Below are 24,674 nucleotides of genomic sequence, written 5' to 3'. Positions count from 1 at the left end.
AAATTATTAAAAAGACGAGAAATAACATGAAATAATGAGAATAAGTAACATATTTCCACCCTTTCTAATTGAAAACGAGCATTATCTCAGTTTTTATTCGTACCTTTGCGAGCAATATAAATTTCTAACATAAAGAATGGGAAAGAAAGTATTATTTGTTAATCAAGAAATCATACCATACGTACCTGAGACAGAAATGTCTCATTATGGTTCTGAGATGCCACACCTTATGCAAGAAGCTGGTTATGAAATTCGTACTTTCATGCCTAAGTGGGGAAGTGTTAATGAGCGTCGTGGACAGTTACATGAAGTGATACGCCTCTCGGGAATGAACTTGGTTATAGACGATACTGACCATCCATTGATTATCAAGGTGGCAAGTATCCCGCAGACTCGCATTCAAGTCTATTTCATAGATAATGAAGACTATTTTCAGAAGCGTTCTGCTATGACAAAGGATGAATTAGGCAATGATTATCCAGATAATGGTGAACGTGCAATCTTCTTTGCAAGAGGAGTCCTTGAGACTGTAAAGAAGCTCCGTTGGGCACCAGATATTATTCATTGTCAAGGTTGGATGGCATCTGTTATACCATTCTATGTTAAGACGGCTTACCGTGATGAGCCTCAATTTGCTAACTCAAAAGTAGTAACATCCCTTTTCTCTGAACAACCACAGGATAGTCTTGGGGCTAACTTCAAGAAGTGTTTAGAGTTCCGCGAAGCAAAGACTGAAAGTCTAAAGAAGTATGGGGATAACTTTGACTTTATGGAACTTGGTAAGTTGGCGATCGACTACTCTGATGGAGTTATTAGCACTAGTGAGGGCGTTAATGACGCACTAACTGATTATGCAAAGAATAACGAAAAGCAACTTCTTGAGCATGTAGCTAATGATACGGAACTAAAGGGTAAGTATTCAGATTTTTATAACAGCTTGATTTAATGAAAAGAAACTTTATTGTAGCATGCTTACTAGTAGCCTGTTTCGGCATGGTATCATGTGACGATACGACTAATACAATTGGAGGTTCATTAATAGACAACATTGATAAACTCTCTGTAAAAGCTGATACTTTCAATGTAACATCGAAAACGGTATTGGCAGATAGAGTTATTGGACGTACATCAACTGGATACTTAGGGCGAATGGAAGATCCTGAAACTATGTCAATGGTTACAGGAAACTTCATGGCACAATTCCATGTTTTGAGTGATTATCAATTGCCAAAGTCAGACTCCATTATGAGTCGTGATGCTAATGGAATCATAGCAGACTCATGTGATATACGTTTGTACTATTCTTCTTACTATGGTGATTCTCTTAGTCAGATGAAGCTCACTGCGTATGAACTACAAAAGCCAATAGAGGAAGGACAGGTTTATTACTCTGACTTTGACCCTGAGGCACAGGGTTATATACGTACAAATGGAATTGCAGAACGACGTTCTTACACCTTATTAGATTATACAGAGGCTGATAGTATTCGTGACAAAAAAGGCTATACACGCAACATTATTATCAGATTGAATAAGCCTTATATCGACAAGAATGGGCAGACATATAATAATTATGGAACCTACTTGATGCGTAAGTATGAGCAAAATCCAATAGCTTTCCGTAATGTATATCGATTCTTGCATGAGATTTGTCCAGGCTTCTACTTTAAGATAGATGGTGGTTCTGGTTCTATGGCACATATTCTGACAGCCCAACTCAATATTTATTTCAAGCATAAAGAGAAAGGAAAGATAAGGGAAATTTCTACCAACCTTATTGGTACAGAAGAAGTGCTACAGATGACTAACTTCTCTAATGACAACACTCGATTACATCAGTTAGCAGTAGAGACTGGACACACCTATCTAAAAACGCCAGCAGGATTGTTCACAGAATTATCATTACCTATGTCTGACATTTTGTCAGGACATTCTTCTGATTCTATTAATTCTGCCAAGATTGTTTTGTTACGTCAGAACAATACATCAACAAGTAATTATCAATTTGGTATACCAAAGAACATTGTGATGATTCCTTCAGATAGTGTGCAATCGTTCTTTACTAACAATCGTCTTCCAGATAATAAAACATCGTTCTTAGCAACTTATAATTCAAAGCAAAATGCTTATACCTTTAATAATATGGCTGGTATAGTGAGCCTGTTTGCGCACCATCAGAATGGTAGTGCTAACTGGGGTAAAGTTATGCTAGTCCCTGTTGAAGTACAGACTGTTAAACAAGGTACAGGTGAAAATGCAATAACTAAGATTACGAAGGTTTCTCATGATATGGGGTTATCAAGCACAAAGTTGTTAGGTAACACAGCAGGAACGAATAACATAAAGATTTCAGTTATATATAGCAAGTTCAATGGCAGATAACTTCTTAGAGCGTCATCGAGAGGATTACGAACGCCGTAAAGCAGCTTGGCTTAAGAAAAAGAAGTTGAAGTCTATACATAAGGTAAATTCTCAAGAATACACGATGACCAAAGATAAACGTTAAATATCAATAGTATCGGATATACCAAGCATAGGTATATCCGATTAATGTTTGTTTTGGCATAGCATTTGTTTATATCACATCACTATAATAGGGCTTTATTACCCTTAAATAAGTGAGTTAATAAATAAGAAAGGTTTAGGATATGATGAATCAATTTTCCCCGAAAGTCTCGGAAATTCTTTCATTCAGTAGAGAGGAAGCTAAGCGATTGACAAGTAAGTCAGTTGCTCCAGAACATATCATGTTAGCTATCCTGAGAGAGAAGTCAGGACCTGTTTGGGATTTATTCAACCGTTGGGAGGTTAATATAGACTATCTGAAAAGAGAAATAGAAGATAAGATACAAGAGCAGAGTATCGGAACAGATGAGTCTGTTTCGGACTTATTATTGAACGAACAGGCAAATAATGTATTGAAGTTGTCTGTTCTCGAAGCACGTTTACAGCATTCGCAGACGGTGGATATCATACATCTATTTCTCGCAATACTTCATGACTCTTCAAACAATGCAGCAAAGGCTTTGTTAGAAGAGAAAGGTCTTAGTTATAATAATGTTGTAGCATTATTACAACCGCATGCCAATCATCCAAAGAATGGTATTGGTATGGCCGATGAGGATGAATTAGATGATGAAGAGATGTCATCTTCTTCTAGTTCTAGTAATACGAAAACAACTCAAGCACCTCGCACAAAGTCTAAGACTCCAGTCCTAGATAGTTTTGGAACGGATCTAACTCAAGCTGCTTTAGATGGTAAGCTTGATCCTGTTGTCGGACGAGAGCGAGAGATCATGCGTGTTAGTGAGATACTTGGTCGCAGGAAGAAGAATAATCCAATTCTTATTGGTGAACCGGGTGTTGGTAAGAGTGCAATCGTTGAAGGATTAGCACAGCTTATTGTAAAGCGTCTTACCTCCCCTATCCTCTTTGATAAACGTGTGATGACACTTGACTTAACTGCTGTTGTTGCTGGTACTAAGTATAGAGGACAATTTGAGGAACGCATACGCGCTTTGATAAAAGAGATCGAACAAAACCCAGACATTATTGTCTTCATTGATGAGATCCATACCTTAATCGGAGCAGGTTCCTCCCCAGGTTCAATGGATGCTGCCAACATATTAAAGCCTGCCTTAGCCAGAGGAACGATCCAATGTATTGGTGCGACAACAATGGATGAGTATCGCAACTCTATAGAAAAGGACGGAGCCTTAGAACGTCGTTTCCAGAAAGTTCAAGTCGAACCAACAACTATAGAAGAGACCTTACAAATCCTTGAGAATATAAAGGATCGTTATGAGGCACACCATCACGTAAAGTACACAGAAGAAGCCTTGAAAGCATGCGTAAAGTATGCAGATCGCTATATTTCTGACCGTTTCTTCCCCGATAAAGCTATCGATATTATTGATGAGGCAGGCTCACGCACTCACCTTCAGCATGTGAAAGTCCCACAGGTTATCCTTGACATTCAGGGACAAATAGAGGAAGCACAGCAAAAAAAGCAAGACGCAGTGAAGAATCAGAACTTTGAACTGGCTGCTGGCTTCCGTGATAAACAGACGGAATTAGAACAAAAACTGAAGGAAGAACAGGAGAAATGGCAAAAAGGAGATGATACAGACAAGGTAGAAATCACAGAAGATACTATTGCCGATGTCGTTTCTTTGATGACAGGCGTACCTGTACAGCGTATGCAAGAAGCCGAAGGTATTCGACTTAAAAACATGAATACAGACCTAAAGAAGCTGGTTATTGCACAAGATACAGCTATCGACAAGATGGTAAAAGCCATTCAACGCAACCGCGTCGGCTTGAAAGATCCGAATCATCCAATAGGTGCTTTCATGTTCTTAGGTCCGACAGGTGTCGGTAAGACCTACTTAGCGAAACGTTTGGCAGAGCTAATGTTCGGTTCTTCCGATGCACTAATACGTATTGATATGAGCGAATACACAGAAAGCTTCAATACGTCTAGACTTATCGGTGCGCCTCCAGGATATGTTGGATATGAAGAAGGTGGTCAACTTACCGAGAAAGTCCGCCGTCATCCCTACTCTATCGTCTTATTGGATGAGATAGAAAAAGCACATGGCAATGTATTTAATATGCTTTTGCAGGTACTTGATGAAGGAAGATTGACCGATGGTAATGGAAGATTAATCGACTTCCGTAATACAGTTATCATCATGACTTCCAATGCTGGTACCCGACAACTAAAGGAATTTGGGCAAGGTGTAGGCTTTAGAGCAGTAAACTTAAATGGACTCTCCCACAGCGAAAGCGATAAGGAACGTGCACGTAGTATTATTCAGAAGAGCTTGAGTAAGCAATTTGCGCCAGAATTCCTTAATCGATTAGACGAGATTATCACATTTGATCAACTTGATCTCAATGCCATTCTGAAGATTATAGACATTGAACTTCAAGGTTTATTCAAACGTGTTAAGGCACTCGGCTATAACATGGAGATAACCGATGACGCAAAGACTTTCGTAGCAACAAAGGGATACGATGTGCAATTCGGTGCCCGACCATTGAAACGTGCTATACAAAACTATATTGAGGACGGATTAAGCGAGCTAATCCTCTCTAATGAAGTGAAATCTGGTGATACTATTCACATTTCTAAAGAAAAAGATAGCGAGAAGCTAAAGTTTGAAGCGAAATCTTCTACTGCAAAGATAGATGAAGAAACAGCTTCTTGAAGAATGTAAAAGGATTTAATTCAGAAGATATCAACATCAAAGAAATGTACTTTCGTGGGGCACGGGCTATACTCCCGTGCCCCACATGTGTATGATCCGTAACTAACGAACGCAACACCATAATAAAAGATACAGAGAATTGTTCGCAAACCCTCCACAAATTATTTGCAAACAATCTATTTTATAGCTTTATGTATTATAAGAAAAAATAAGAATATCTTTTACATTTTGTTTTTTTATTATAGGATAAAATAGAACTCAATAATCATAGATTTTAAAAGGAATATTCGATTTTTGGAAAACGTATATACGTTTTGGGTGAAATGTATATACGTTTTTAGTAAAACGTACCTCCGTTTTTGGTGAAATGTACCTCCGTTTTTAGTAAAACGTACCTCCGTTTTTGGTGAAATGTACCTCCATTTTTGCAAAAAGGTAGGTACTTTTTACCTAAATCGAATAGATTTTTTATCTGAGAGTAAGCCTAAATTTTATAAATACCTATATATCAGATACTTACAACTAAGCCCCAAATTACCTCAAAATTCGCGTATTTGAGGGAGAATAAGGGTTTGCTGGATAAAAACGCAAGGAGAAGTGTTAAATCTGACAATATTTCATTACAAAAAATGATTTGAGTAAATTGGTCTGTTTCCTTATCTAACAGTATCTTACAAATTATCAAAGTTACATTAGGCTTTCTATCAAAAGCCAAATATTCAGCATTGTTACGATACCAGCCAATGAATAAAGGAATATCATATTGAGCTTACTATTTGCATATTTCCCCATTACTCGCTTTGAAGATGTTAGTCCTACCTGCAAAAAGACGGTGAAAGGAAGCTGGACAGATAGGAACATTTGTGAGATAATCAAGCCTTTAAAAGGGTCTCCTATAAAGAAAATTATCAAAAGCGCAATACCCAAGGATAAAACAATTCCTACAATAGAGTGGGTATCTTTCGCATTATACGACTCACCGAATAAACCAGAAAAGATACTACCTGCTGCCATTCCGCTCGTAATGGTGCTTGATATGCCGGCTAATAACAAAGCAATGGCAAAGATATTGGCTGCGTTATTTCCTAATAGAGGCTGTAACATTGCCTGCGCTTGGGATAGTTCTTCAACATGTTGCCCATGAGAGAAGAAAGTTGTTGCTGCTAAAAGTATCATTGCTGAATTGATTGCCCACCCTACTATCATTGAAAATAGGGTATCAATGAATTCATATTTCAACATGTGTTGAATACGTTCGTCTCCTTTCAAATGAATTTCGCGGCTTTGGACTATCTCGGAATGGAGAAAGAGATTATGGGGCATGACAACGGCTCCCAACACACTCATAATTATCAAGAGTGAACCTTGAGGAACTGTGGGTACAAAAGCTCCTTCTATTGCTGACGGCCAATGAATGTCAACCAAGAAAAGCTCATAAATAAATGAAAGTCCAATCATTGACACAAAACCAATAATGGCACGTTCCATCTTCTTGTAGCTATTTGTAAAGAGCATAATAAGCACAGCCACCGTAGTAAGCACGGAACCTGTTGGGATGCTCATTCCAAATAGCATCTGCAATGCTATCGCTCCTCCTAATATTTCGGCAAGCGAAGTAGAGATACTTGCAAGAATCGCACTAATAATAATAGGGCGTCCAACCCATTTCGGGGCATACTTAACAGCAGCTTCGCTCAAACATAAGCCTGTAACTATACCTAAGTGAGCAACATTGTGCTGTAACGCTATCAACATAATAGTTGATAAGGTTACAACCCACAATAAGGCATAACCATATTCCGATCCTGCGGCAAAGTTACTTGCCCAATTTCCTGGATCAATAAATCCAACAGTAACTAATAATCCAGGTCCAATATATTTAAAAATATCCAAGGCGCCCAATACATGTGGGTGATCCTTTCGCTTCAAGTCCTTTAAAATATTCTTCATAATTAATAAGTTTCCTGCAAAGTTACATTATCTATACGAGAAAACACAACTCACAAGAAAAGATTTCTTTTTTAATTACATGTAACATACATATAATAAAGAACTTTTCCGCTATAAATCGTCTATAACATTATCTTTAATAAAAGAACTCCTTAGTAATAATCCAAGGTTATTAGATAGAATAATCATTATCTAAATCTAATAAAACAAATAATCATCTTCAAAACATTAGCAAAAGTAAAATGCCCAACGCTTCACAGCGACAGGCATTCAATCTCAATAGGTATTAGTTGCTTTAAGGTAAAAAGATTGTATTCAGGATAACAGTTGCAAAGATAAGGCATTTTTTTATTTCCCACAAACATTTCCACAACTTTTTTTATTATAAAATATTATTTTTTTTCTTACATATCAGACAATTAACATAACTAAAAATAATTTTCTATATATAATCAAATAGCATAACGACAAACCAAGTATTTCTATCGAAAAAAATAAAATGATGATTATCTCTACTTTATTTATTTACAGTAGATATTGCTATAAACCAGAAAAAATAAGTAACTTTGCAACAAATAATAAACAAGAATATATGACTACGATAGAGAATAACACCAATGAAGAGAAGCGAAGTTTAAGCTTTGTAGAACAACTGGTAGAGGAAGATCTTGCAGAAGGTAAGAACGGAGGACGCATTCAAACTCGTTTCCCACCAGAGCCAAACGGCTATCTCCACATAGGACATGCAAAAGCAATTTGCATGGATTTTGGTGTTGCAGAACATTATAATGGTGTTTGTAATCTTCGTTTTGATGATACCAACCCAAGTAAAGAGAATAATGAATATGTTGAGAATATCCTTCATGATATTAGCTGGCTTGGATTCAAGTGGGGTACTATCTATTATGCAAGTGACTACTTTGAGAAACTTTGGGACTTTGCTATCTGGATGATTAAGAAAGGTTTAGCATACGTAGATGAACAGACAGCAGAGCAGATTGCAGAACAGAAGGGAACACCAACAACACCTGGTACAGCTTCTCCTTATCGGGATCGTCCAATCAAGGAGAATCTTGCTCTATTTGAAAAGATGAATACTCCAGAAGCTGTAGAAGGAAGTATGGTGTTACGTGCTAAGTTAGACATGGCTAATCCTAACATGCACTTCCGCGATCCTATCATCTATCGAATCATTCAGATACCACATCACAGAACTGGTACAAAGTGGCATTGCTATCCAATGTATGATTTTGCTCATGGTCAGAGTGATTACTTCGAAGGTGTCACCCACTCTATCTGTACACTTGAGTTTGTACCACATCGCCCACTATATGATAAGTTTGTTGACTTCCTCAAAGAATCTGACGGAACAGCAGACAATCTACATGACAATCGTCCAAGACAGATTGAGTTTAACCGCTTAAACCTTACATATACCGTAATGTCTAAGCGCAAACTCCATACACTTGTTAACGAACATCTCGTTAATGGTTGGGATGATCCACGTATGCCTACCCTATGCGGTATGCGCCGTCGTGGCTATTCTCCAGAGTCAATCCGTAATTTTATCAACTCTATTGGTTATACTAAGTTTGATGCGCTCAATGACGTTGCTTTATTGGAAGCTGCTGTACGTGATGATTTAAATAAAAAGGCAACACGTGTTAGTGCTGTTCTTGATCCTGTTAAACTTGTCATTACCAACTATCCAGAAGATAAGACAGAGGAGATGGAGGCTATTAACAATCCAGAGAATGAGGCAGATGGTAAACATACTATCACATTCTCAAAGAATCTTTGGATTGAGCGTGCAGACTTCATGGAAGATGCTCCTAAGAAGTTCTTCCGTATGACTCCTGGTAAGGAAGTACGTTTAAAAAACGCTTATATTATTAAATGTACAGGTTGTACAAAGGATGCAGAAGGTAATATCATTGAGATTCAGGCTGAATATGATGAGAACAGCAAGAGCGGTATGCCTGGTTCTGATCGTAAAGTAAAGGGAACTCTCCACTGGGTAAGTGCTGACCATTGCTTAAAGGCTGAGGTTCGTGAGTACGATCGTCTCTTCAACGTAGAGAATCCATCAGCTGACGAGCGTGACTTCCGTGAGTTATTAAATCCTCAAAGTCTATCAGTACGCACAGAATGCTATGTAGAGAAGTTCCTTGCAGAGAAGAAACCAGGAGATTACCTCCAGTTCCAACGCACAGGTTACTTTATGCTTGATCCAGATTCCACTGCAGACCACCTTATATTCAATAAGACTGTTGGTCTAAAAGATACTTGGGCAAAGAAAGTCAAAGTTTAATAATCATTAGAAAGTAATTTGGATATACATTTTTATAGCGAAGAGTTTAAGCAACTTCTTCATAAATATGAGGAATTGCAAGATAACAATATCAGTGAGTTCCTAGATTCTGAGGAGCTTACTGATATTGCTGAATATTATTGTACTATTGGAAAAGAGGACAAAGCATTGGAAGCCGTTAATTATGCGAACCATCTTTACCCTACCGCAACAGAACCATTAGTATTTAAAGCTAGAATGGCATTGCTCATTCACAATGATGTTTCGCTAGCGAATGAGATAGCAGAAACGATTGTTGACAAGAGCGATTCCGACTATATGTATCTAAAAGCCGAGATAATGATAGTGGATCATCAGGTGAGTCTTGCTGATCAATATCTACAAGAACAATATGAAAAGTTAATAGATGTCGATAGCAAAGACGAATTTATAATCGATTCAGCTGCTCTTTTCTCCGATTACGAAGAGATTGATTATGCAGAGAAATGGCTTAACCGAACTATAGATATAGACAATGATGACTATAAGGAGATAAAGGTTCGCATACTAAAAGGGCGAGGTAAATATAAAGAGAGCGAGACTCTTCTCAATAAACTTATTGATAAGAACCCCTACTCTTGCAATTATTGGAATCAACTTGCCCAAATCCAATTCTTAAATAATGACATTCAAGGAGCAATTACCTCCAGCGAGTATTCCATTGCCATAAACCCTAATGACGAAGATGCTCTTCTTAACAAGGCTAATGGATTATTCTCATTGGACAACTTTAAGGAATCGCTAAAGTATTATCAGCTTTACAAACAGACATGCCACAATGCTGACATCAGCGTTATAGATGTAACCATTGGACATATATACCTTATATTAGGTTATCCTATAGAAGCTCAAGAGTCCTATCAGCAAGCAATAGCCGAATCATTTAATAAGGATTCCACATTAATCAATGTGGGAATATCGATATTTGATAATGGATATTTCAAGATAGCTTACAACCTCTTTACTTTACTCTTGCCAAAAGTTGGGAAAGATTGGACAGAAGGTTTCGCATACCTTGCACGCTGCTGCTACGAACTTAACAAAACCGAAGAATATAAACAATATCTTCAATTGGCGATAGAGCGAAATCCAGTGGAATGTCAAGATGTATTATCCGATCTTTATCCACAAGGAATGGCGATAAAAGACTATCCAAGTATCAACATTTGAAATAACAATTCTATTAATTAATTCGAACACAATCATGAGTTTTATCACAACCCTACTCGGACACCTTAACTATGGCACCATCTTCCTCTTGATGCTCTTAGAAAGTACGGTCATCCCCGTACCATCAGAGTTAGTGGTTGCACCTGCCGCCTATCATGCCGCAGGCGGAAATCTTGATATGTGGCTTGTCATCCTCTTTGCAACCTTAGGAGCTGATTGCGGTGCTACAATAAACTATCTTGCTGGATGGTACTTAGGTCGTCCGCTTATTTACAAGTTTGCTAACAGCAAATTGGGGCACATTTGCCTCTTAAATCAAGAAAAGGTTGAAAAGAGTGAGAAGTATTTTGATAAACATGGATTGGTAGCAACCATTACGGGACGATTACTTCCTGGCATCCGTCATCTTATTTCGATCCCAGCGGGACTGGCAAAGATGGGCTATTGGCGCTTCATTCTCTATACAACAATCGGTGCAGGCGCATGGCATAGCATTCTCGCAATATTAGGTCATTACATGCACTCTTTCGTTCCAGAAGAACAATTAGACGAAAAAATTCTCGAATATGGAGAATACATTAAGATAGCTCTCATCGCTTTGGTACTCCTCGCATGCGTTTACTTTCTTACAAAATGGTATATCAAGCGTAAGAAGACCGAGATTAAGAACTAAGTTTCATCTCCAAAGCACATACAAATCATTAACTTTAAATATTGCGTATCATGAGTGTAAATGAGAAATATATAGAAGAGATAGTACAAGAGCAACTCTTATCTAGCGAAGAAGAGCAAACACTTGCGGCTAAGATTAAGTTAGGTGATGCCAAAGCTCTAGAGAAATTAACCAAGGCTAATCTCAAATTCGTCGTATCATTAGCACATCATTATAAGAATCAGGGATTAGGAGAAGACGATTTAGTGAGTGAAGGCAACATCGGAATGATGCACGCCGCCCAGAAATTCGATGGTACAAAAGGGATTCGCTTCGTATCTTATGCGGCACCTTACATCAGAAAGGCTATGGAAGAGGCTATAAAAGAACAGACGGCTCTCTATAAATTACCGAAAGATGAGAAGAGCAAATTTGAACGAAAACGCACGCATGCTATATCCATTGACCAGCCCATCCCCGTCGGAAGCAGTAATAACTTTACTCTGCAGCATGTTTTAGAGAATGAGGATGCGCCACAAGCTGACGAACATTTGAACAAAGAACTCCTAAACTTCGAGATTCAGAAAGGCTTAAATGAACTGAATGAAAGGGAGAAACGCATTATTATCGCTATATATGGACTGAATGGCACTCATTATACTATGGCTGAAATAGCAGAGAATATGGGACTAAAGCGTGAACGAGTTCGTCAAATCCGCAATAAAGCTCTGCGAAAACTTCATAAGAAGATGAAGTAATCCCATAGAATTTATATTGGGGAATTCGCCCCCTTTATCGACCTTATAACATTTGATTTGAATAAATCCACCCTTATTCCTAACATAATTCTACAAAGGAAAGATTTTGCGAGATAAGGAAACAGACAGATTTATTCAAATCATTTTTTGTAATGAAATATTGTCAGATTTAACACTTCTCCTTGCGTTTTTATCCAGCAAACCCTTATTCTCCCTCAAATACGCGAATTTTGAGGCAATTTGTGGCTTAGTTGTAAGTATCTGATATATAGATATTTACAAAAATTAGGCTTACTCTCAGATAAAAAATCTATTCAATTCAGGTAAAAAGTACCTACTTTTTTGCAAAAACGGAGGTACATTTCACCAAAAACGGAGGTACGTTTTACTAAAAACGGAGGTACATTTTACCAAAAACGGAGGTACGTTTTACCAAAAACGTATATACGTTTCACCCAAAACGTATATACGTTTTCCAAAAATCGGATATTCCTTCTAAAATCTATGATTATTGAGTTCTATTTTATCCTATAATAAAAAAACAAAATGTAAAAGATATTCTTAGTTTTTCTTATAACACATAAAGTAATAGGGTATATCAAATCACTTTGATATACCCTATCTTTTCTTACTTATCTGATAAAGGAACCATGGCTCCTTAATATTGGAAACTATAGTCTAAGACTCTTCTTAATAGCCTCTATCTTCTTCATTGCGCGCTCTTCACATGCTTTGTAATCGGCTGCTGTATTCATTACATCCTTTACTTCAAGGTAGAACTTAATCTTAGGTTCGGTTCCGGAAGGGCGAACGCTTACTTTTGTTCCATCAGTACAGAACCATTGAAGAACATTACTTGTCTCAGGCATATCAAGTTTCTCCTTAGAACCATCCGCCTTTGTCAGTTCAAGACTCTGATAGTCCTTTGTTAACTCGATAATACTGCCGCCGAGATCCTTAGGAGGATTAGAACGGAAGTCTTTCATCATCTGTTGAATCTCATCAGCACCGCTCTTGCCCGGACGTTCAACGTTGATGGTAAATTCTTTACTATATCCATATTCGAGATAGATGTCCATGAGAATATCGTAAAGTGTCTTACCATGATCCTTTGCATAAGCGCAAATTTCAGCTAAAAGTGAGCATGCACTGACTGCATCCTTATCGCGAACAAAGTCTTCAGCCATAAAGCCGTAGCTCTCTTCACCACCACCAATATACTGCTGCTTACCTTCGGACAATGCTATCTCATGTGCAATCCACTTGAAACCTGTATAACAATCACGCATTTCAACATGTTGCTTCTCGGCAATCTTGCGAATTACCTCTGTTGTAACGATAGTCTTAACGATGAAGTCGGTTGGTTTCATCTTGCCTACTGCCTGACGATTAGTGATGATATACCACAAGAAGATAAGGCAAGTTTGATTACCATTAATGAGAACCCACTCACCATTAGAGTCCTTGCAAGCCATACCTACGCGATCAGCATCGGGGTCGGAAGCCATAAGGATGTCAGCATCTAATGCTTTAGCATCGCGAAGACCTAAGGTTAAAGCCTCTGCGAACTCTGGGTTAGGGCGATCAACAGTTGGGAAGTTACCATCTTTGATCATCTGCTCTTTCACACAATGAACGTTATCAAAGCCCCAAAGAGCTAATGAACGTGGAATCATTACGCGACCTGCACCATGTAATGGAGTGTACACAATCTTTAAGTCGTGCTGATGCTTGATAACTTCAGGGTCAATACAAATTGTCTTTACCTGATCCAAGTAAGGTTTATCAATATCTTCGCCGATGATTTGAATTAGCTCTTTATTTCCATCAAACTTAACATCATCAACTTTAACTTTGTTTACTTCATTGATAATGCCTTTGTCGTGAGGAGCAAGAACTTGCGCTCCGTCTTCCCAATAAGCCTTGTAACCATTATACTCGCGTGGATTGTGGCTCGCTGTGATGTTTACACCAGCTTGTGCTTTCAAGTAACGAATAGCAAACGAACATTCTGGAGTAGGTCTCAAGTCATCGAATAGATAAACCTTAATACCGTTTGCAGAGAAGATGTTAGCTACAGTTTCAGCAAAAAGACGGGAATTGTTACGGCAGTCGTGACAAACAACAACACTGATTTGCTCTTTGTTCTTGAAATTACGTTTCAAGTAGTTAGCAAAGCCTTGTGTCGCCATACCCACTGTATAGATGTTCATTCGGTTAGAACCAGCTCCCATGATGCCTCGAAGTCCACCTGTACCAAATTCTAAGTCTTTGTAGAAGCTCTCGATAAGATCTGTCTTATCCTCATTCTTAATCATTGACTCAACGGCTGAACGTGTCTCTTCATCAAAAGCAGGAGACAACCACTGCTTGGCTTTACTCTCGCATTCTGCGATAAGTGTTTGGTTATTTTCCATAATTTAAGTCTTTCGTATTTACAATTTATTATTTGCAAATATAAGCATTTATTCCGAGAAAACGTTTGAGGGTTAATTATTTTTTGTATTTTTGTACCCGTTAATCCTGACGGCTAACATCAGTTAATCAGTTTGGGATGATAAGTATTAATCTTAAAAGATAACTATAAATGGATTTAAACTTCAGAGGAATACTTCTAGCTATAAGCACATTTTTGATTATCGGTCTGTGCCATCCTTTGGTGATAAAGACTGAATATTACTTCGGTACTAAGCCTTGGTGGTTATTGCTTATATCTGGAATCGCTTGTTGTGTTGGTGCCCTATTTATTCAGAATATATTTCTTTCAGCTGTACTTGGTGTTCTTGGTGCTTCCCTACTTTGGGGCATTGGTGAGTTACTAGCACAAGAAAAACGAGTTGCAAAGGGATGGTTTCCTATGAATCCAAAGCGTAAGGAACACTATAAGAAGATTAATAAAGAAGAAGATTTGTGTCCTATTTGCAAGGAGCAAAAGGATAAATAGTACTTATTCATGGTGGTAAGGCTCACCTTTTATTATAGTACAGGCTCTATAAAGTTGTTCTGTAAAGATGAGTCGTACCATCTGATGAGAGAAAGTCATACGTGAAAGCGATATTTTCTCATTAGCCCGTGCATATACATCTTGCGAGAATCCGTATGGTCCCCCGATAACAAAAACAAGTCTTCTAGCTGTATTCTGCTTTTGTGTTAGCCAATCAGCATATTTAAGAGAGGTAAATTCCGAACCATGTTCATCCAATAATACAACCGTATCGGCAGGTTGAATCTCCCTTAATATAAGTTCTCCCTCTCTCTGCTTCTGTTGTTCTTCCGTAATATTCTTCGTATTCTTTAGTTCAGGGATAGCCGTTATAGAGAAAGGCATATAATGCTTTATCCGATTAGTATAATCATCTATCCCTTCTCTGAATATCTTATTTTGCGTCTTACCAACGAGGAGTAAAATCGTCTTCATATTGCTTCTACCTTATTACAACTTATGAATTTCTTCCCATATCCGCTGAACGGGTAACCCCATAACATTAAAGTAACTGCCATTGATAGAAGTTACCCCAACATAGCCTATCCATTCCTGTATTCCGTAAGCCCCCGCCTTATCAAAAGGTTTGAAGTGTTTTATGTAATAATTGATTTCGTCATCACTCAGTTGCTTGAATGTTACATCTGTCGTGACGGAAAAAGAACGATAACCTGTAGAGGTAAGAAGACATACACCCGTAACAACTTGATGCTTACGACCGCTGATAAGATGTAACATCCTACGCGCATCATCCGCATCCTTCGGCTTACCCAACACCTTATTATCCACTACTACAACCGTATCAGCTGTGATAACCAAGTCATCTTCGGTAATCAATGTTTTATAAACATCAGCTTTCTCCCGTGCAATATATCCTGCGACCTCTACAGCAGGGAGATTATGAGGGTAATCTTCTGCTACATTTGGCAGAACTTTTACCTCAAAATCAAGATCTAATCCAGCCAGCAGTTCCTTACGACGAGGCGAATTACTAGCGAGTATTATATGTTTCTTCATTACCAACCAAATGCTTTTGCGTTCATAACCCAGTTCCCTTGCGCCTTCAGAACTTGCTCTAAGATATCACGAGCCACACCATAACCCCCTTTACAATCACTGATATAACATGCAATTTGCTTAATCTCTGCACAAGCATCCTTTGGACAACACGGACATCCAGCACGCTGCATGACCTCATAATCGGGAATATCATCACCAACGTAGATAATCTCTTCCTCCTTTAAGTCATATTTCTTTAGGAACTCTTCCCATGTTTTAATCTTCATAGAGCAGTTGATATAAACATCTTTCACCCCAAGATATTCATAACGCGAACGCACATTCTCGTTATGACCACCTGTCATAATTGCTAATTGCAAACCATGTTTCACTGCTAATTGTATGGCATATCCATCCTTTATATTAATGGTTCGAACAGGATCGCCCTTCTCATCCATGAGAATTGTACCAGCAGAAAGCACGCCGTCCACATCAAAGACAACTGCTTTTATCTTCTTTAAATCGTAGTTTATCATTCTTTTTTATCGTTTGCATGAATATTATTAGAAAGAACCTCATAAATAGCCTGCCAATTAGGGTGTGACTTCATTAGCAACATCTGCTTATCAATCACGTTTTGATCCCATCTAACAGCTGGACCCGTCTGCGCTTCCTTCGGATTCATCGCATGGATTTTCTTTGTAGTCTCATCAATTAGCGGCAACATGACGTCAAAAGGTAGCCCATGCTCACTGAGAATATCCGCAGCAACACTATAGCAATAATTACTAAAGTTGCATGCCCAGACCGCAGCCAAATGCAGATATTTCCGATTTTCACTGTCAAGTGGAATAACACGCTTCGTAATCTTTGCTGCTAAAGTTCGAATATTCTCTTGAACTTCCTCAGAACTTCCTTCTATAAAGATTGGAATATCCTCAAAACTCACATCCCGTGTCTTCGAGAAAGTTTGCATCGGATAGAACACCCCATAGCGATTATCGAATCCTTTAAAGCAATCAATCGACATGGAACCTGCCGTATGAAGAAAGAGTTTATCCCCCCTACCCTCGCAAACTTGCGGAATCAACTGGCAAAGAGCACTATCCTTTACAGAGATAATATACGCATCTGCATCATTACGCAAGCCATCAAGATTTGTCAAAGCCTCCGCATTTAGTCTTTCGGCGAGTACACGAGCCGACTCTTCTGTCCTACTAAAAACCTGATTTATTATGAATCCTGCGTCGAATAATGCCCTACCTAATTGCGTTGCGAGCCGACCAGCTCCAATCAATGTTATTCTCTTCATGACAACAAAATTAATACATTTCTATGAAAATGTCGCTCTAAGGCATTGTCTTTTTAAAAAGAATTGCTATTTTCGCAGCGTTAATAAAAGGTATATTGATCGTATGAAGTTCCTTGGAATTATCCCCGCGCGCTATTCTTCGTCCCGATTTCCCGGAAAGCCGTTAGCTCAATTAGGCGGAAAACCTGTGATACAGCATGTTTACGAAAGGGCGAAACAGGTGCTAACCGACGTCTATGTGGCTACTGATGACGAACGTATATACAATATTGTAACTGCGTTTGGTGGAAAAGCGGTTATGACGCAGGCGAATCATCAGAGCGGAACGGAGCGGGCGTGCGAAGCATTGGATAAGATTGAAGGTAAGTTTGATGTTGTTATCAATATTCAGGGCGACGAACCTTTTATTCAAACGGAGCAAATCAGAATGATAATGTCCTATTTCGATGATGAGCAAACGCAGATCGCAACCCTCGGTATTCCATTAAAGTCCATGCAAGACGTCAGAAACGTCAATAGCCCTAAGATAGTTCTTGACATAAATAATAATGCGCTCTACTTCTCTCGCTCGGCAATTCCATTTATCCGCGGCATAGAACAAGCGGATTGGATAGGTCACTATCCCTTTCTAAAACACATTGGGCTCTATGCCTATCGAGTTGAAACATTACACGAAATAAGCAAATTGCCCCCCTCATCCTTAGAACTTGCAGAAAGATTAGAACAACTCCGATGGCTACAAAATGGTTATCGTATTAAGGTTTGTATCACAAACATTGAGACAGTCAGTATTGACACGCCACAAGATTTAGAGAGAGCCAAGGAGTATTTAAAGCAAAACGAGCAATAACATTTTGTAATAGAATATTGCTAATTTCGGCACTTCTCCTTGCGTTTTTATCCGGCAAACCTATATATTCGCCCTCAAATACGCGAATTTTGAGACATTTTTGAGCTTAATCGTAAGTATCTGATATATAGGTATTTACAAAATTAAGGCTTGCTTTCAGGTAAAAAATCTATTCAATTTTGGTAAAAAGTACCTACTTTTTTGCCAAAATGGAGGTACATTTCACTAAAAACGGAGGTACATTTTACTAAAAACGGAGGTACGTTTTACCAAAAACGGAGGTACGTTTCACCAAAAACGTATATACGTTTTCTAAAAATCGAATATTCCTTCTAAAATTTACGATTATTGAGTTCTATTTTAACCTATAATAGAAAAAATAAATGTAAAGAATATTTCAAATTTATTCTACTATAGATTTGATTAATTTCAGGTTTGAATCGTAGGAAAATAAAGCACAAAACAACGTCCTCGCCTGTCCGAAATAAATTAAATCTATTGCTGGACGGGCGAGGACGTTAGTATCAATCCTTCTTTTCCGATATAACTTATAAGGTGTTTTCTCTAACCGAATACCTCTTTTCAGTAAACAATTAGAATGGAGGCTTAATCATATCGGCTGGTGGCGGAGGTAATGGACCATCATTCATCTTACTCCCGACAATCTCTCCGCCTATAGGATCATCAGGCAAAGGTACTGCAAATTTGGCATCTTCTGGATTGGCAAAACGAGTATATTCGCCACGGAAGTTCAGAAGAACATCGCCCGTTGCACCCTTACGGTGCTTGGCTATGATAATTTGCGCCATACCATGGAGGTCGTTTCCCTTCTCGTCTTGTAGTATATGATAATACTCGGGACGATGAACGAATAGTACCATATCGGCATCTTGCTCAATGGCACCCGACTCACGCAAGTCACTTAGCTGCGGTCGCTTGCCTTCAACTCCCTCACGCTGCTCTACGGCACGGCTCAACTGGGATAGGGCTAAGACTGGAATATTCAACTCTTTGGCAAGACTTTTCAGTGAGCGGCTAATGGTTGAGACCTCTTCTTGTCGACTATTGAAGCGCATGCCATTCGCATTCATCAGCTGCAAATAGTCGATCATTAGGACTTCTATGTTATGCTCTCTAACCAATCGGCGTGCCTTTGTTCTCAATTCGAAGATGGATAGCCCCGGAGTATCATCAACATATATAGGTGCGCCTTGCATTTTGCGGATATTAGAATCGAAACGCTCCCATTCGTCTGGGGTTAACTGACCATTAAGAATCTTGTTACCCGGTATAGAACAAACGTTGGATATCAATCGATTAACCAACTGGACATTATTCATTTCAAGCGAGAAGAAGGCTATCGGCTTACGATAATCAACTGCAATATTCTTGGCAATACTCAATGCGAAAGACGTTTTACCCATGGCAGGACGACCGGCGATAATGATAAGATCGGAAGGTTGCCAGCCCGCTGTAATATCATCCAGCTTGCGGAATCCACTGGGTACACCCGTCAATCCGCCTTCACGATTGGCAGCTTGAAGCAAGAGTTGGTGAGCTTGATCTACGATCGTATCGATTTGTACATAGTCTTGAAGCATGTTCTTTTGAGAAATCTCAAATAATGCTCCTTCAGCTTTCTGCATCAAATCATCCACATCGACTGTCTCATCGAACGCATCCGTCTCTATCATTGAAGCAAATTGGATGAGCTGTCGAGCTAAAAACTTCTGCGCAAGAATGTGGGCATGGTATTCTATATGCGCGGAAGAAGCCACTTGCGAACTCAATTCAACAATATATGAGGGTCCACCTACCTCTTCTAACGTTCCTTTATGACGCAACTCTTCGGTCACCGTCATAATATCTACTGGCTTTTCTTGGAGATTTAAAGACTGGACAGCCTCATAAATCTTCTGATGACGAGCCTCATAGAATGTTTCGGGCTTTATTATTTCAGATACAACTGTGAAAGCATCCTTATCAATCATAAGGGCACCTAACACTACTTTCTCAATATCAATCGCCTGTGGCTGTAAATGACCAAAGGAAGTATCAATAGGGGCTTGCTGTCCCCTTCTGCTTGTTTTGCTAACTTTTCTTTCCGGCATACGGCGGCAAAATTACAAAAAATATTCCGTTCCCTACATCATTATAACAACGTTTTATTATCTTTGTAAGCAGTTTATAAAATAAAACGCTATGATTTGTTTCCCCTGTTGTAAAATCAATCTTGGTTTGAATATCGTGCATAAACGCGAAGATGGTTATCACAATCTTGAAACTATTTTCTATCCTGTACCGCTTTGCGATGTTCTTGAGATTAAAAAGATGGATGAGGAGTTCCCATCTGATACGGATTGTGACTTAAAGGTTACAGGAAGTGCGGTTGAATGTGATGAATCGAAGAATCTGGTTGTCAAGGCTTATAACCTGATTGCAAAAGATTATCAGTTGCCCCGAGTACACATTCATCTATATAAACGCATACCTATGCAAGCCGGTTTAGGTGGTGGTTCGTCTGATGCTGCTTATATGATTAGACTGTTGGATGAACGCTTCCGTTTGAATATGGGTATTAAAGAGATGGAACGTTATGCCGCTAAGCTAGGTGCTGACTGTGCTTTCTTTATTACTTCAGAGATTGCTTATGCAACAGGTATTGGTAATATCCTATCTCCTGCCGATTCTGAAAATGGGAATCTTAATGGCTATTATCTCGTTCTTGTCAAACCCGATGTTGCTGTTTCTACTGCCGAGGCTTATGCTTCTATAACTCCTAAGACTCCTGCAAAGTGTTGCCGTGATATTGTCAAGCAGCCTATCGATACATGGCGTGACGAACTTATCAACGATTTTGAAGCTCCTATCTTTGCTAATCATCCAGAACTATCAGCGATCAAGCAAAAACTCTATGATAAAGGAGCACTCTATGCGCAAATGTCAGGAAGCGGTAGCACCATCTTCGGTATCTTTGGTGTGAAGCCAACCGATATCGAACAACATTTCCCTAACATGTTTTCTTACGTTTGCAGATTATAAATACTCACATTATTTGGTAGTTAGCAAAAAAAGAAGTACTTTTGCACCGCTGTCACGAGATGGCAGCAATGAATTCAAACCTTATAAATTATTTATTTTTATGGCAACAAAAATCAGATTGCAGCGCGGTGGTCGTAAGAACTATGCTTTCTATAGTATCGTAATCGCTGACGCTCGTGCACCACGTGATGGTAAATTTATTGAGAAGATTGGTACTTATAACCCTAACACCAATCCAGCCGCAGTAGATTTGAATTTTGAGCGCGCATTGTATTGGGTTGAGACAGGTGCTCAACCAACAGACACAGCACGTAATATCCTTAAAGGTGAAGGTGTTTACATGATGAAGCATCTCCGTGGCGGTGTTAAGAAAGGCGCATTCGACGAGGCAACTTGTCAACAGAAGTTCGACGCTTGGAAGCAGACTAAAGTTGCAACATTCGATGCTGTAACAAAGAAAGTAACTGACGAGAAGAAGGCTGCTGTTGCTAAGAACCTTGAGGCTGAGAAGAAAGTTAATGAGGCTATTGCTAAGAAAGTTGCAGACAAGAAGGCTGCTGCCGTTGCAGCACAAGCAGAGGCTGAAGCAGCAAAGACTGCTGAAGAGACTACAACAGAGGAAGCTCCTGCAGAAGCTTAATTCTCTTACTCACAATTAAGAGAAAATCCATAGATTCTTTCGAGTCTATGGATTTTCTCTTTATATCCTTTTTTCTTACTCTCTTGTATGAATCAATCAGATATTGAATAAAGGAAGTCAGTTGAAATATTTCAACTGACTTCCTTTATATTACAAACAATCAGATAATATGAATAGATCGTTTGTTTTATATTACTTACTCATTCCCTTATAAGCTTGATTCATACCCTTTACAACTTCATTTGTAATATTGTAAGCAGGGTCAGCATATAGGATATTATCACCACTCTTTGCAAGGATAATAGCATACTTCTTATCCTTATTGTATTCCTTTAAGTAATTGTGCACACTATCAGAAAGAGCCTTATTGTATTTAGCTACTTCGTTCTGATATTCTGCACCCAAACGCTGTTGAAGAGCATCAGCATCCTGTGCTTGCCTCTGAATACTTGCTTGAATCTGCTGTGCTTGAGCCTGAGTGTACTTATTAGCTTGAACATTCTGTTGGAAGTTAGCAGCAGCAGCTTGAATAGCTTTCTGCTTTCCAGCTAATGTGCGTTGGATGTTAGCTTCTTTAGCCTTTATAATCTTAGTTACATCCTTCCAATAAGTATATTGACTCATGATAGAATCTATTTCTACATAAGCGATTTTCTGACTACCAGAGGTTGATGTACTTGCGGTTGTTTCAGGCTGATTCTCTGTTGTATCGTTCTTCTGTGGCTGGTTGTTACATGCAACAAGTGCGAATGTTGTCACAGCCAGCATTGCAATACTACAAAATGTTTTCTTCATTATTGTATGTTTAAATGATTATTTTAATAAGCTTTGTTCTTTGCGCGAGCTTCTTTGTCTTGGTCTATTACACATCTAATACCTTTCTCCTTTAAGTAGGCATTGTCTGATATATGTTGTGACTGGAAACTCCCATTCTTCTTTAGTATCACACGCACTCCTAAGAGCAACATGGCAATAGCAATTATTAACAATGAGTATAATAATGTTCCGAGCATTTTCTTTATCTTTGCATTGTTTATCGGCGCAAAGGTAATATAAAACGGCAAGATAACAAAATAAAATATTATTAAATATGGCGAATATAGAATTAAAGCCCGCTCGAGTATTCGAGCAGTTTGCGAGAATTAATCAGATACCACGTCCTTCAAAGCACGAAGAGCAAATGATTAAGTATTTACAAGAGTTTGCAAAAGAACGTAACCTCAATGTTAAGGTAGATAAGACGGGGAATGTACTTATCTCTAAGGTTGCTACGAAGGGCATGGAGCATGTGCCTACTGTCGTTCTTCAGAGTCACATGGATATGGTTTGTGACAAACTTGTTGACGTTGAGTTCGACTTCCATAAAGATGCAATTCAAACTTATGTTGATGGTGAATGGTTGCATGCAAAAGGTACAACTTTAGGTGCAGACGATGGTATTGGTGTTGCGCTAGAGTTAGCTATCCTTGACTCGGATGACATTAAACATGGACCTATCGAGTGCCTCTTTACTCGCGACGAAGAGACTGGTTTAACAGGAGCCTTCGGTTTAGAAGCTAACTTTATGACTGGGAAGTACCTTATCAACTTAGACTCTGAAGACGAAGGTCAGATCTTTGTTAGCTGTGCTGGTGGTAATAGCACAACAGCTACATTCAGTTTTGATCGTGAGCAAGCTCCGGAGGGCTACTTCTTTATGGAAGCTAGTTTGAAAGGGTTAGTCGGCGGTCACTCTGGTGATGACATCAATAAGAAACGTGCGAATGCTATCAAAGTCCTTGCACGCTTCCTTTATATAGAACAAAACAAATTGGATCTACGTTTGAGTCAGTGGAACTCAGGTAAGATGCATAATGCAATCCCTCGTGACGGTAAAATACTCTTTGCTGTCCCAGCGACCCATAAGGATGAAGTGAAAGCTGATTGGAACATCTTTAGCAAGAACGTTGAAGATGAATTTCACGTAACAGATACCTCGATGGAATGGTCACTTCAAAGTGCTGATGCTGCATTGGTTATGCCTAAACAGATCTCTCACAATGTCATCCTTGCCCTTCAAGCTCTTGATAACGGTTCATTGACAAATTGCCAAGATGAGGCTCTAGCCTATATGGTGGAAACATCAAGCAATGTTGCAAGCATCCAGACTTCAGAAGACAAGCTCGTCATCGTTAGTTCACAGCGCTCTAACGTTATGAGTAACCTTGAGAACATGACTAACACTGTTCGTGCATGCTTCGAATTAGCTGGAGCCGAAGTTGTTGTAAACGACAGTTACCCTGCATGGAAAATGAATCCTAATTCCGAGTTAGTAAATGTCGCCGTTGAACAGTATAAGAAACTCTTCGGGAAAGAGCCACGTGTCCTCGGTATCCACGCAGGGTTAGAGTGCGGTTTATTCTCCGAGAAGTACCCAGAGCTTGACATGATTAGCTTCGGACCAACATTACGTTATGTCCACACTCCAGACGAATGTCTCCTCATCCCAACCGTCCAAATGGTTTGGGATCACCTGCTAGCCGTTCTGGCGAATATTGATTAGATCAGCACTAAACACTCATCCCTGATATTAATCATATCAGAGACAAAGTTACCTTCCTATATCACCATACCTACAACCTCTTTTGAGGGAAAAGTATGGTGCTTTTTAATTCTTATTATTACTGTTCGGTAAATCTTTTCCATATAAAAGTTAAGGGCTAAAATCCTCTCTTGGATTTCAGCCCTTTTTGTTACTTTTGTTTTCTCTACCAAA

The 24,674-nt window shown here is 38.9% G+C and carries 22 protein-coding genes; 13 read left to right on the top strand and 9 right to left on the bottom strand.

Annotated features, from left to right (window positions below; all coding sequences use genetic code 11):
• Positions 1-136: 136 nt before the first annotated feature.
• The 4 genes from J5A55_RS03795 (at position 137) to J5A55_RS03780 (ending at position 5,213) form a co-directional block, all read left to right on the top strand.
• On the top strand, positions 137-946 hold the full coding sequence (locus J5A55_RS03795; RefSeq protein ID WP_004383621.1) for a glycogen/starch synthase: 810 nt from the start codon (positions 137-139) through the stop codon (positions 944-946).
• A complete protein-coding gene (locus J5A55_RS03790; RefSeq protein WP_004383620.1) occupies positions 946-2,382 on the top strand; it encodes a DUF4270 domain-containing protein in 1,437 nt (478 codons plus the stop codon). The genes J5A55_RS03795 and J5A55_RS03790 overlap by 1 nt, the downstream gene beginning before the upstream one ends.
• On the top strand, positions 2,372-2,506 hold the full coding sequence (locus J5A55_RS03785) for a hypothetical protein (protein ID WP_004383619.1): 135 nt from the start codon (positions 2,372-2,374) through the stop codon (positions 2,504-2,506). The genes J5A55_RS03790 and J5A55_RS03785 overlap by 11 nt, the downstream gene beginning before the upstream one ends.
• Before the next feature lie 142 nt (positions 2,507-2,648).
• On the top strand, positions 2,649-5,213 hold the full coding sequence (locus J5A55_RS03780; protein ID WP_004383617.1) for an ATP-dependent Clp protease ATP-binding subunit: 2,565 nt from the start codon (positions 2,649-2,651) through the stop codon (positions 5,211-5,213).
• 687 nt (positions 5,214-5,900) lie between these two features.
• Here the strand turns inward: J5A55_RS03780 and J5A55_RS03775 are convergent.
• Positions 5,901-7,163 (bottom strand): Nramp family divalent metal transporter, encoded by a 1,263-nt coding sequence (locus J5A55_RS03775; RefSeq protein ID WP_004383615.1) that lies wholly within the window; start codon positions 7,161-7,163, stop codon positions 5,901-5,903.
• A gap of 592 nt (positions 7,164-7,755) precedes the next feature.
• Between J5A55_RS03775 and J5A55_RS03770 the strand changes: the two genes are divergently transcribed.
• Genes J5A55_RS03770 through J5A55_RS03755 form a run of 4 tightly spaced genes read left to right on the top strand, consistent with a single transcriptional unit; the run spans position 7,756 to position 12,093 of the window.
• Positions 7,756-9,474 (top strand): glutamine--tRNA ligase/YqeY domain fusion protein, encoded by a 1,719-nt coding sequence (locus J5A55_RS03770; RefSeq protein WP_039851376.1) that lies wholly within the window; start codon positions 7,756-7,758, stop codon positions 9,472-9,474.
• A gap of 18 nt (positions 9,475-9,492) precedes the next feature.
• A complete protein-coding gene (locus J5A55_RS03765) occupies positions 9,493-10,683 on the top strand; it encodes a tetratricopeptide repeat protein (protein WP_004383609.1) in 1,191 nt (396 codons plus the stop codon).
• A gap of 34 nt (positions 10,684-10,717) precedes the next feature.
• Positions 10,718-11,356 carry a DedA family protein gene (locus J5A55_RS03760; RefSeq protein WP_004383608.1) on the top strand — a complete coding sequence of 213 codons (639 nt, stop codon included), beginning with the start codon at positions 10,718-10,720 and terminating at the stop codon, positions 11,354-11,356.
• A gap of 50 nt (positions 11,357-11,406) precedes the next feature.
• Positions 11,407-12,093: a sigma-70 family RNA polymerase sigma factor gene (locus J5A55_RS03755; RefSeq protein WP_004383607.1), complete on the top strand. Its 687-nt coding sequence runs from the start codon at positions 11,407-11,409 to the stop codon at positions 12,091-12,093.
• A gap of 671 nt (positions 12,094-12,764) precedes the next feature.
• On the opposite strand, the gene J5A55_RS03750 is transcribed toward J5A55_RS03755, so the two are convergent.
• The gene (locus J5A55_RS03750; RefSeq protein ID WP_004383606.1) at positions 12,765-14,510 is read right to left on the bottom strand and encodes a phospho-sugar mutase; all 1,746 of its coding nucleotides are present in this window, start codon (positions 14,508-14,510) and stop codon (positions 12,765-12,767) included.
• Between the two features lie 170 nt (positions 14,511-14,680).
• Between J5A55_RS03750 and J5A55_RS03745 the strand changes: the two genes are divergently transcribed.
• Positions 14,681-15,037: a DUF4491 family protein gene (locus J5A55_RS03745; protein WP_004383605.1), complete on the top strand. Its 357-nt coding sequence runs from the start codon at positions 14,681-14,683 to the stop codon at positions 15,035-15,037.
• A 3-nt stretch (positions 15,038-15,040) separates the two neighbouring features.
• Here the strand turns inward: J5A55_RS03745 and rlmH are convergent, their stop codons facing one another.
• From rlmH to J5A55_RS03725, 4 genes are read right to left on the bottom strand one after another with little or no spacing between them, the layout of a single operon-like run.
• Entirely contained in the window at positions 15,041-15,511 is a 471-nt protein-coding gene (gene rlmH, locus J5A55_RS03740; protein WP_004383604.1) for a 23S rRNA (pseudouridine(1915)-N(3))-methyltransferase RlmH, read from the bottom strand.
• Between the two features lie 15 nt (positions 15,512-15,526).
• Positions 15,527-16,093 (bottom strand): Maf-like protein, encoded by a 567-nt coding sequence (locus J5A55_RS03735; protein ID WP_004383603.1) that lies wholly within the window; start codon positions 16,091-16,093, stop codon positions 15,527-15,529.
• On the bottom strand, positions 16,093-16,611 hold the full coding sequence (locus tag J5A55_RS03730) for a KdsC family phosphatase (protein WP_004383602.1): 519 nt from the start codon (positions 16,609-16,611) through the stop codon (positions 16,093-16,095). The genes J5A55_RS03735 and J5A55_RS03730 overlap by 1 nt, the downstream gene beginning before the upstream one ends.
• Positions 16,608-17,387 (bottom strand): Rossmann-like and DUF2520 domain-containing protein, encoded by a 780-nt coding sequence (locus J5A55_RS03725; protein WP_004383601.1) that lies wholly within the window; start codon positions 17,385-17,387, stop codon positions 16,608-16,610. The genes J5A55_RS03730 and J5A55_RS03725 overlap by 4 nt, the downstream gene beginning before the upstream one ends.
• 103 nt (positions 17,388-17,490) lie before the next feature.
• Here J5A55_RS03725 and kdsB point away from each other — a divergent pair, with 103 nt between their 5' ends.
• A complete protein-coding gene (kdsB, locus tag J5A55_RS03720; RefSeq protein WP_039851435.1) occupies positions 17,491-18,237 on the top strand; it encodes a 3-deoxy-manno-octulosonate cytidylyltransferase in 747 nt (248 codons plus the stop codon).
• Positions 18,238-18,830: 593 nt separating this feature from the next.
• Here kdsB and dnaB read toward each other — a convergent pair.
• On the bottom strand, positions 18,831-20,348 hold the full coding sequence (gene dnaB, locus J5A55_RS03715; RefSeq protein WP_004383599.1) for a replicative DNA helicase: 1,518 nt from the start codon (positions 20,346-20,348) through the stop codon (positions 18,831-18,833).
• A 91-nt stretch (positions 20,349-20,439) separates the two neighbouring features.
• Between dnaB and ispE the strand changes: the two genes are divergently transcribed.
• Entirely contained in the window at positions 20,440-21,279 is an 840-nt protein-coding gene (gene ispE, locus J5A55_RS03710; RefSeq protein ID WP_039851374.1) for a 4-(cytidine 5'-diphospho)-2-C-methyl-D-erythritol kinase, read from the top strand.
• 100 nt (positions 21,280-21,379) lie between these two features.
• Positions 21,380-21,919: a 30S ribosomal protein S16 gene (locus tag J5A55_RS03705; RefSeq protein WP_004383596.1), complete on the top strand. Its 540-nt coding sequence runs from the start codon at positions 21,380-21,382 to the stop codon at positions 21,917-21,919.
• 192 nt (positions 21,920-22,111) lie between these two features.
• On the opposite strand, the gene J5A55_RS03700 is transcribed toward J5A55_RS03705, so the two are convergent.
• The gene (locus tag J5A55_RS03700) at positions 22,112-22,714 is read right to left on the bottom strand and encodes an OmpH/Skp family outer membrane protein (protein ID WP_004383595.1); all 603 of its coding nucleotides are present in this window, start codon (positions 22,712-22,714) and stop codon (positions 22,112-22,114) included.
• A gap of 23 nt (positions 22,715-22,737) precedes the next feature.
• Positions 22,738-22,932: a hypothetical protein gene (locus J5A55_RS03695; protein WP_018909792.1), complete on the bottom strand. Its 195-nt coding sequence runs from the start codon at positions 22,930-22,932 to the stop codon at positions 22,738-22,740.
• A 77-nt stretch (positions 22,933-23,009) separates the two neighbouring features.
• Here J5A55_RS03695 and J5A55_RS03690 point away from each other — a divergent pair, with 77 nt between their 5' ends.
• Positions 23,010-24,461 (top strand): aminoacyl-histidine dipeptidase, encoded by a 1,452-nt coding sequence (locus tag J5A55_RS03690; protein WP_004383593.1) that lies wholly within the window; start codon positions 23,010-23,012, stop codon positions 24,459-24,461.
• The last annotated feature ends 213 nt before the right edge of the window (positions 24,462-24,674 follow it).

This window comes from Prevotella veroralis (assembly GCF_018127765.1).
Lineage (GTDB): Bacteria > Bacteroidota > Bacteroidia > Bacteroidales > Bacteroidaceae > Prevotella > Prevotella veroralis.
Note: the sequence above shows the minus strand (reverse complement) of the source record. Positions and strands in the feature narration are given on the sequence as shown.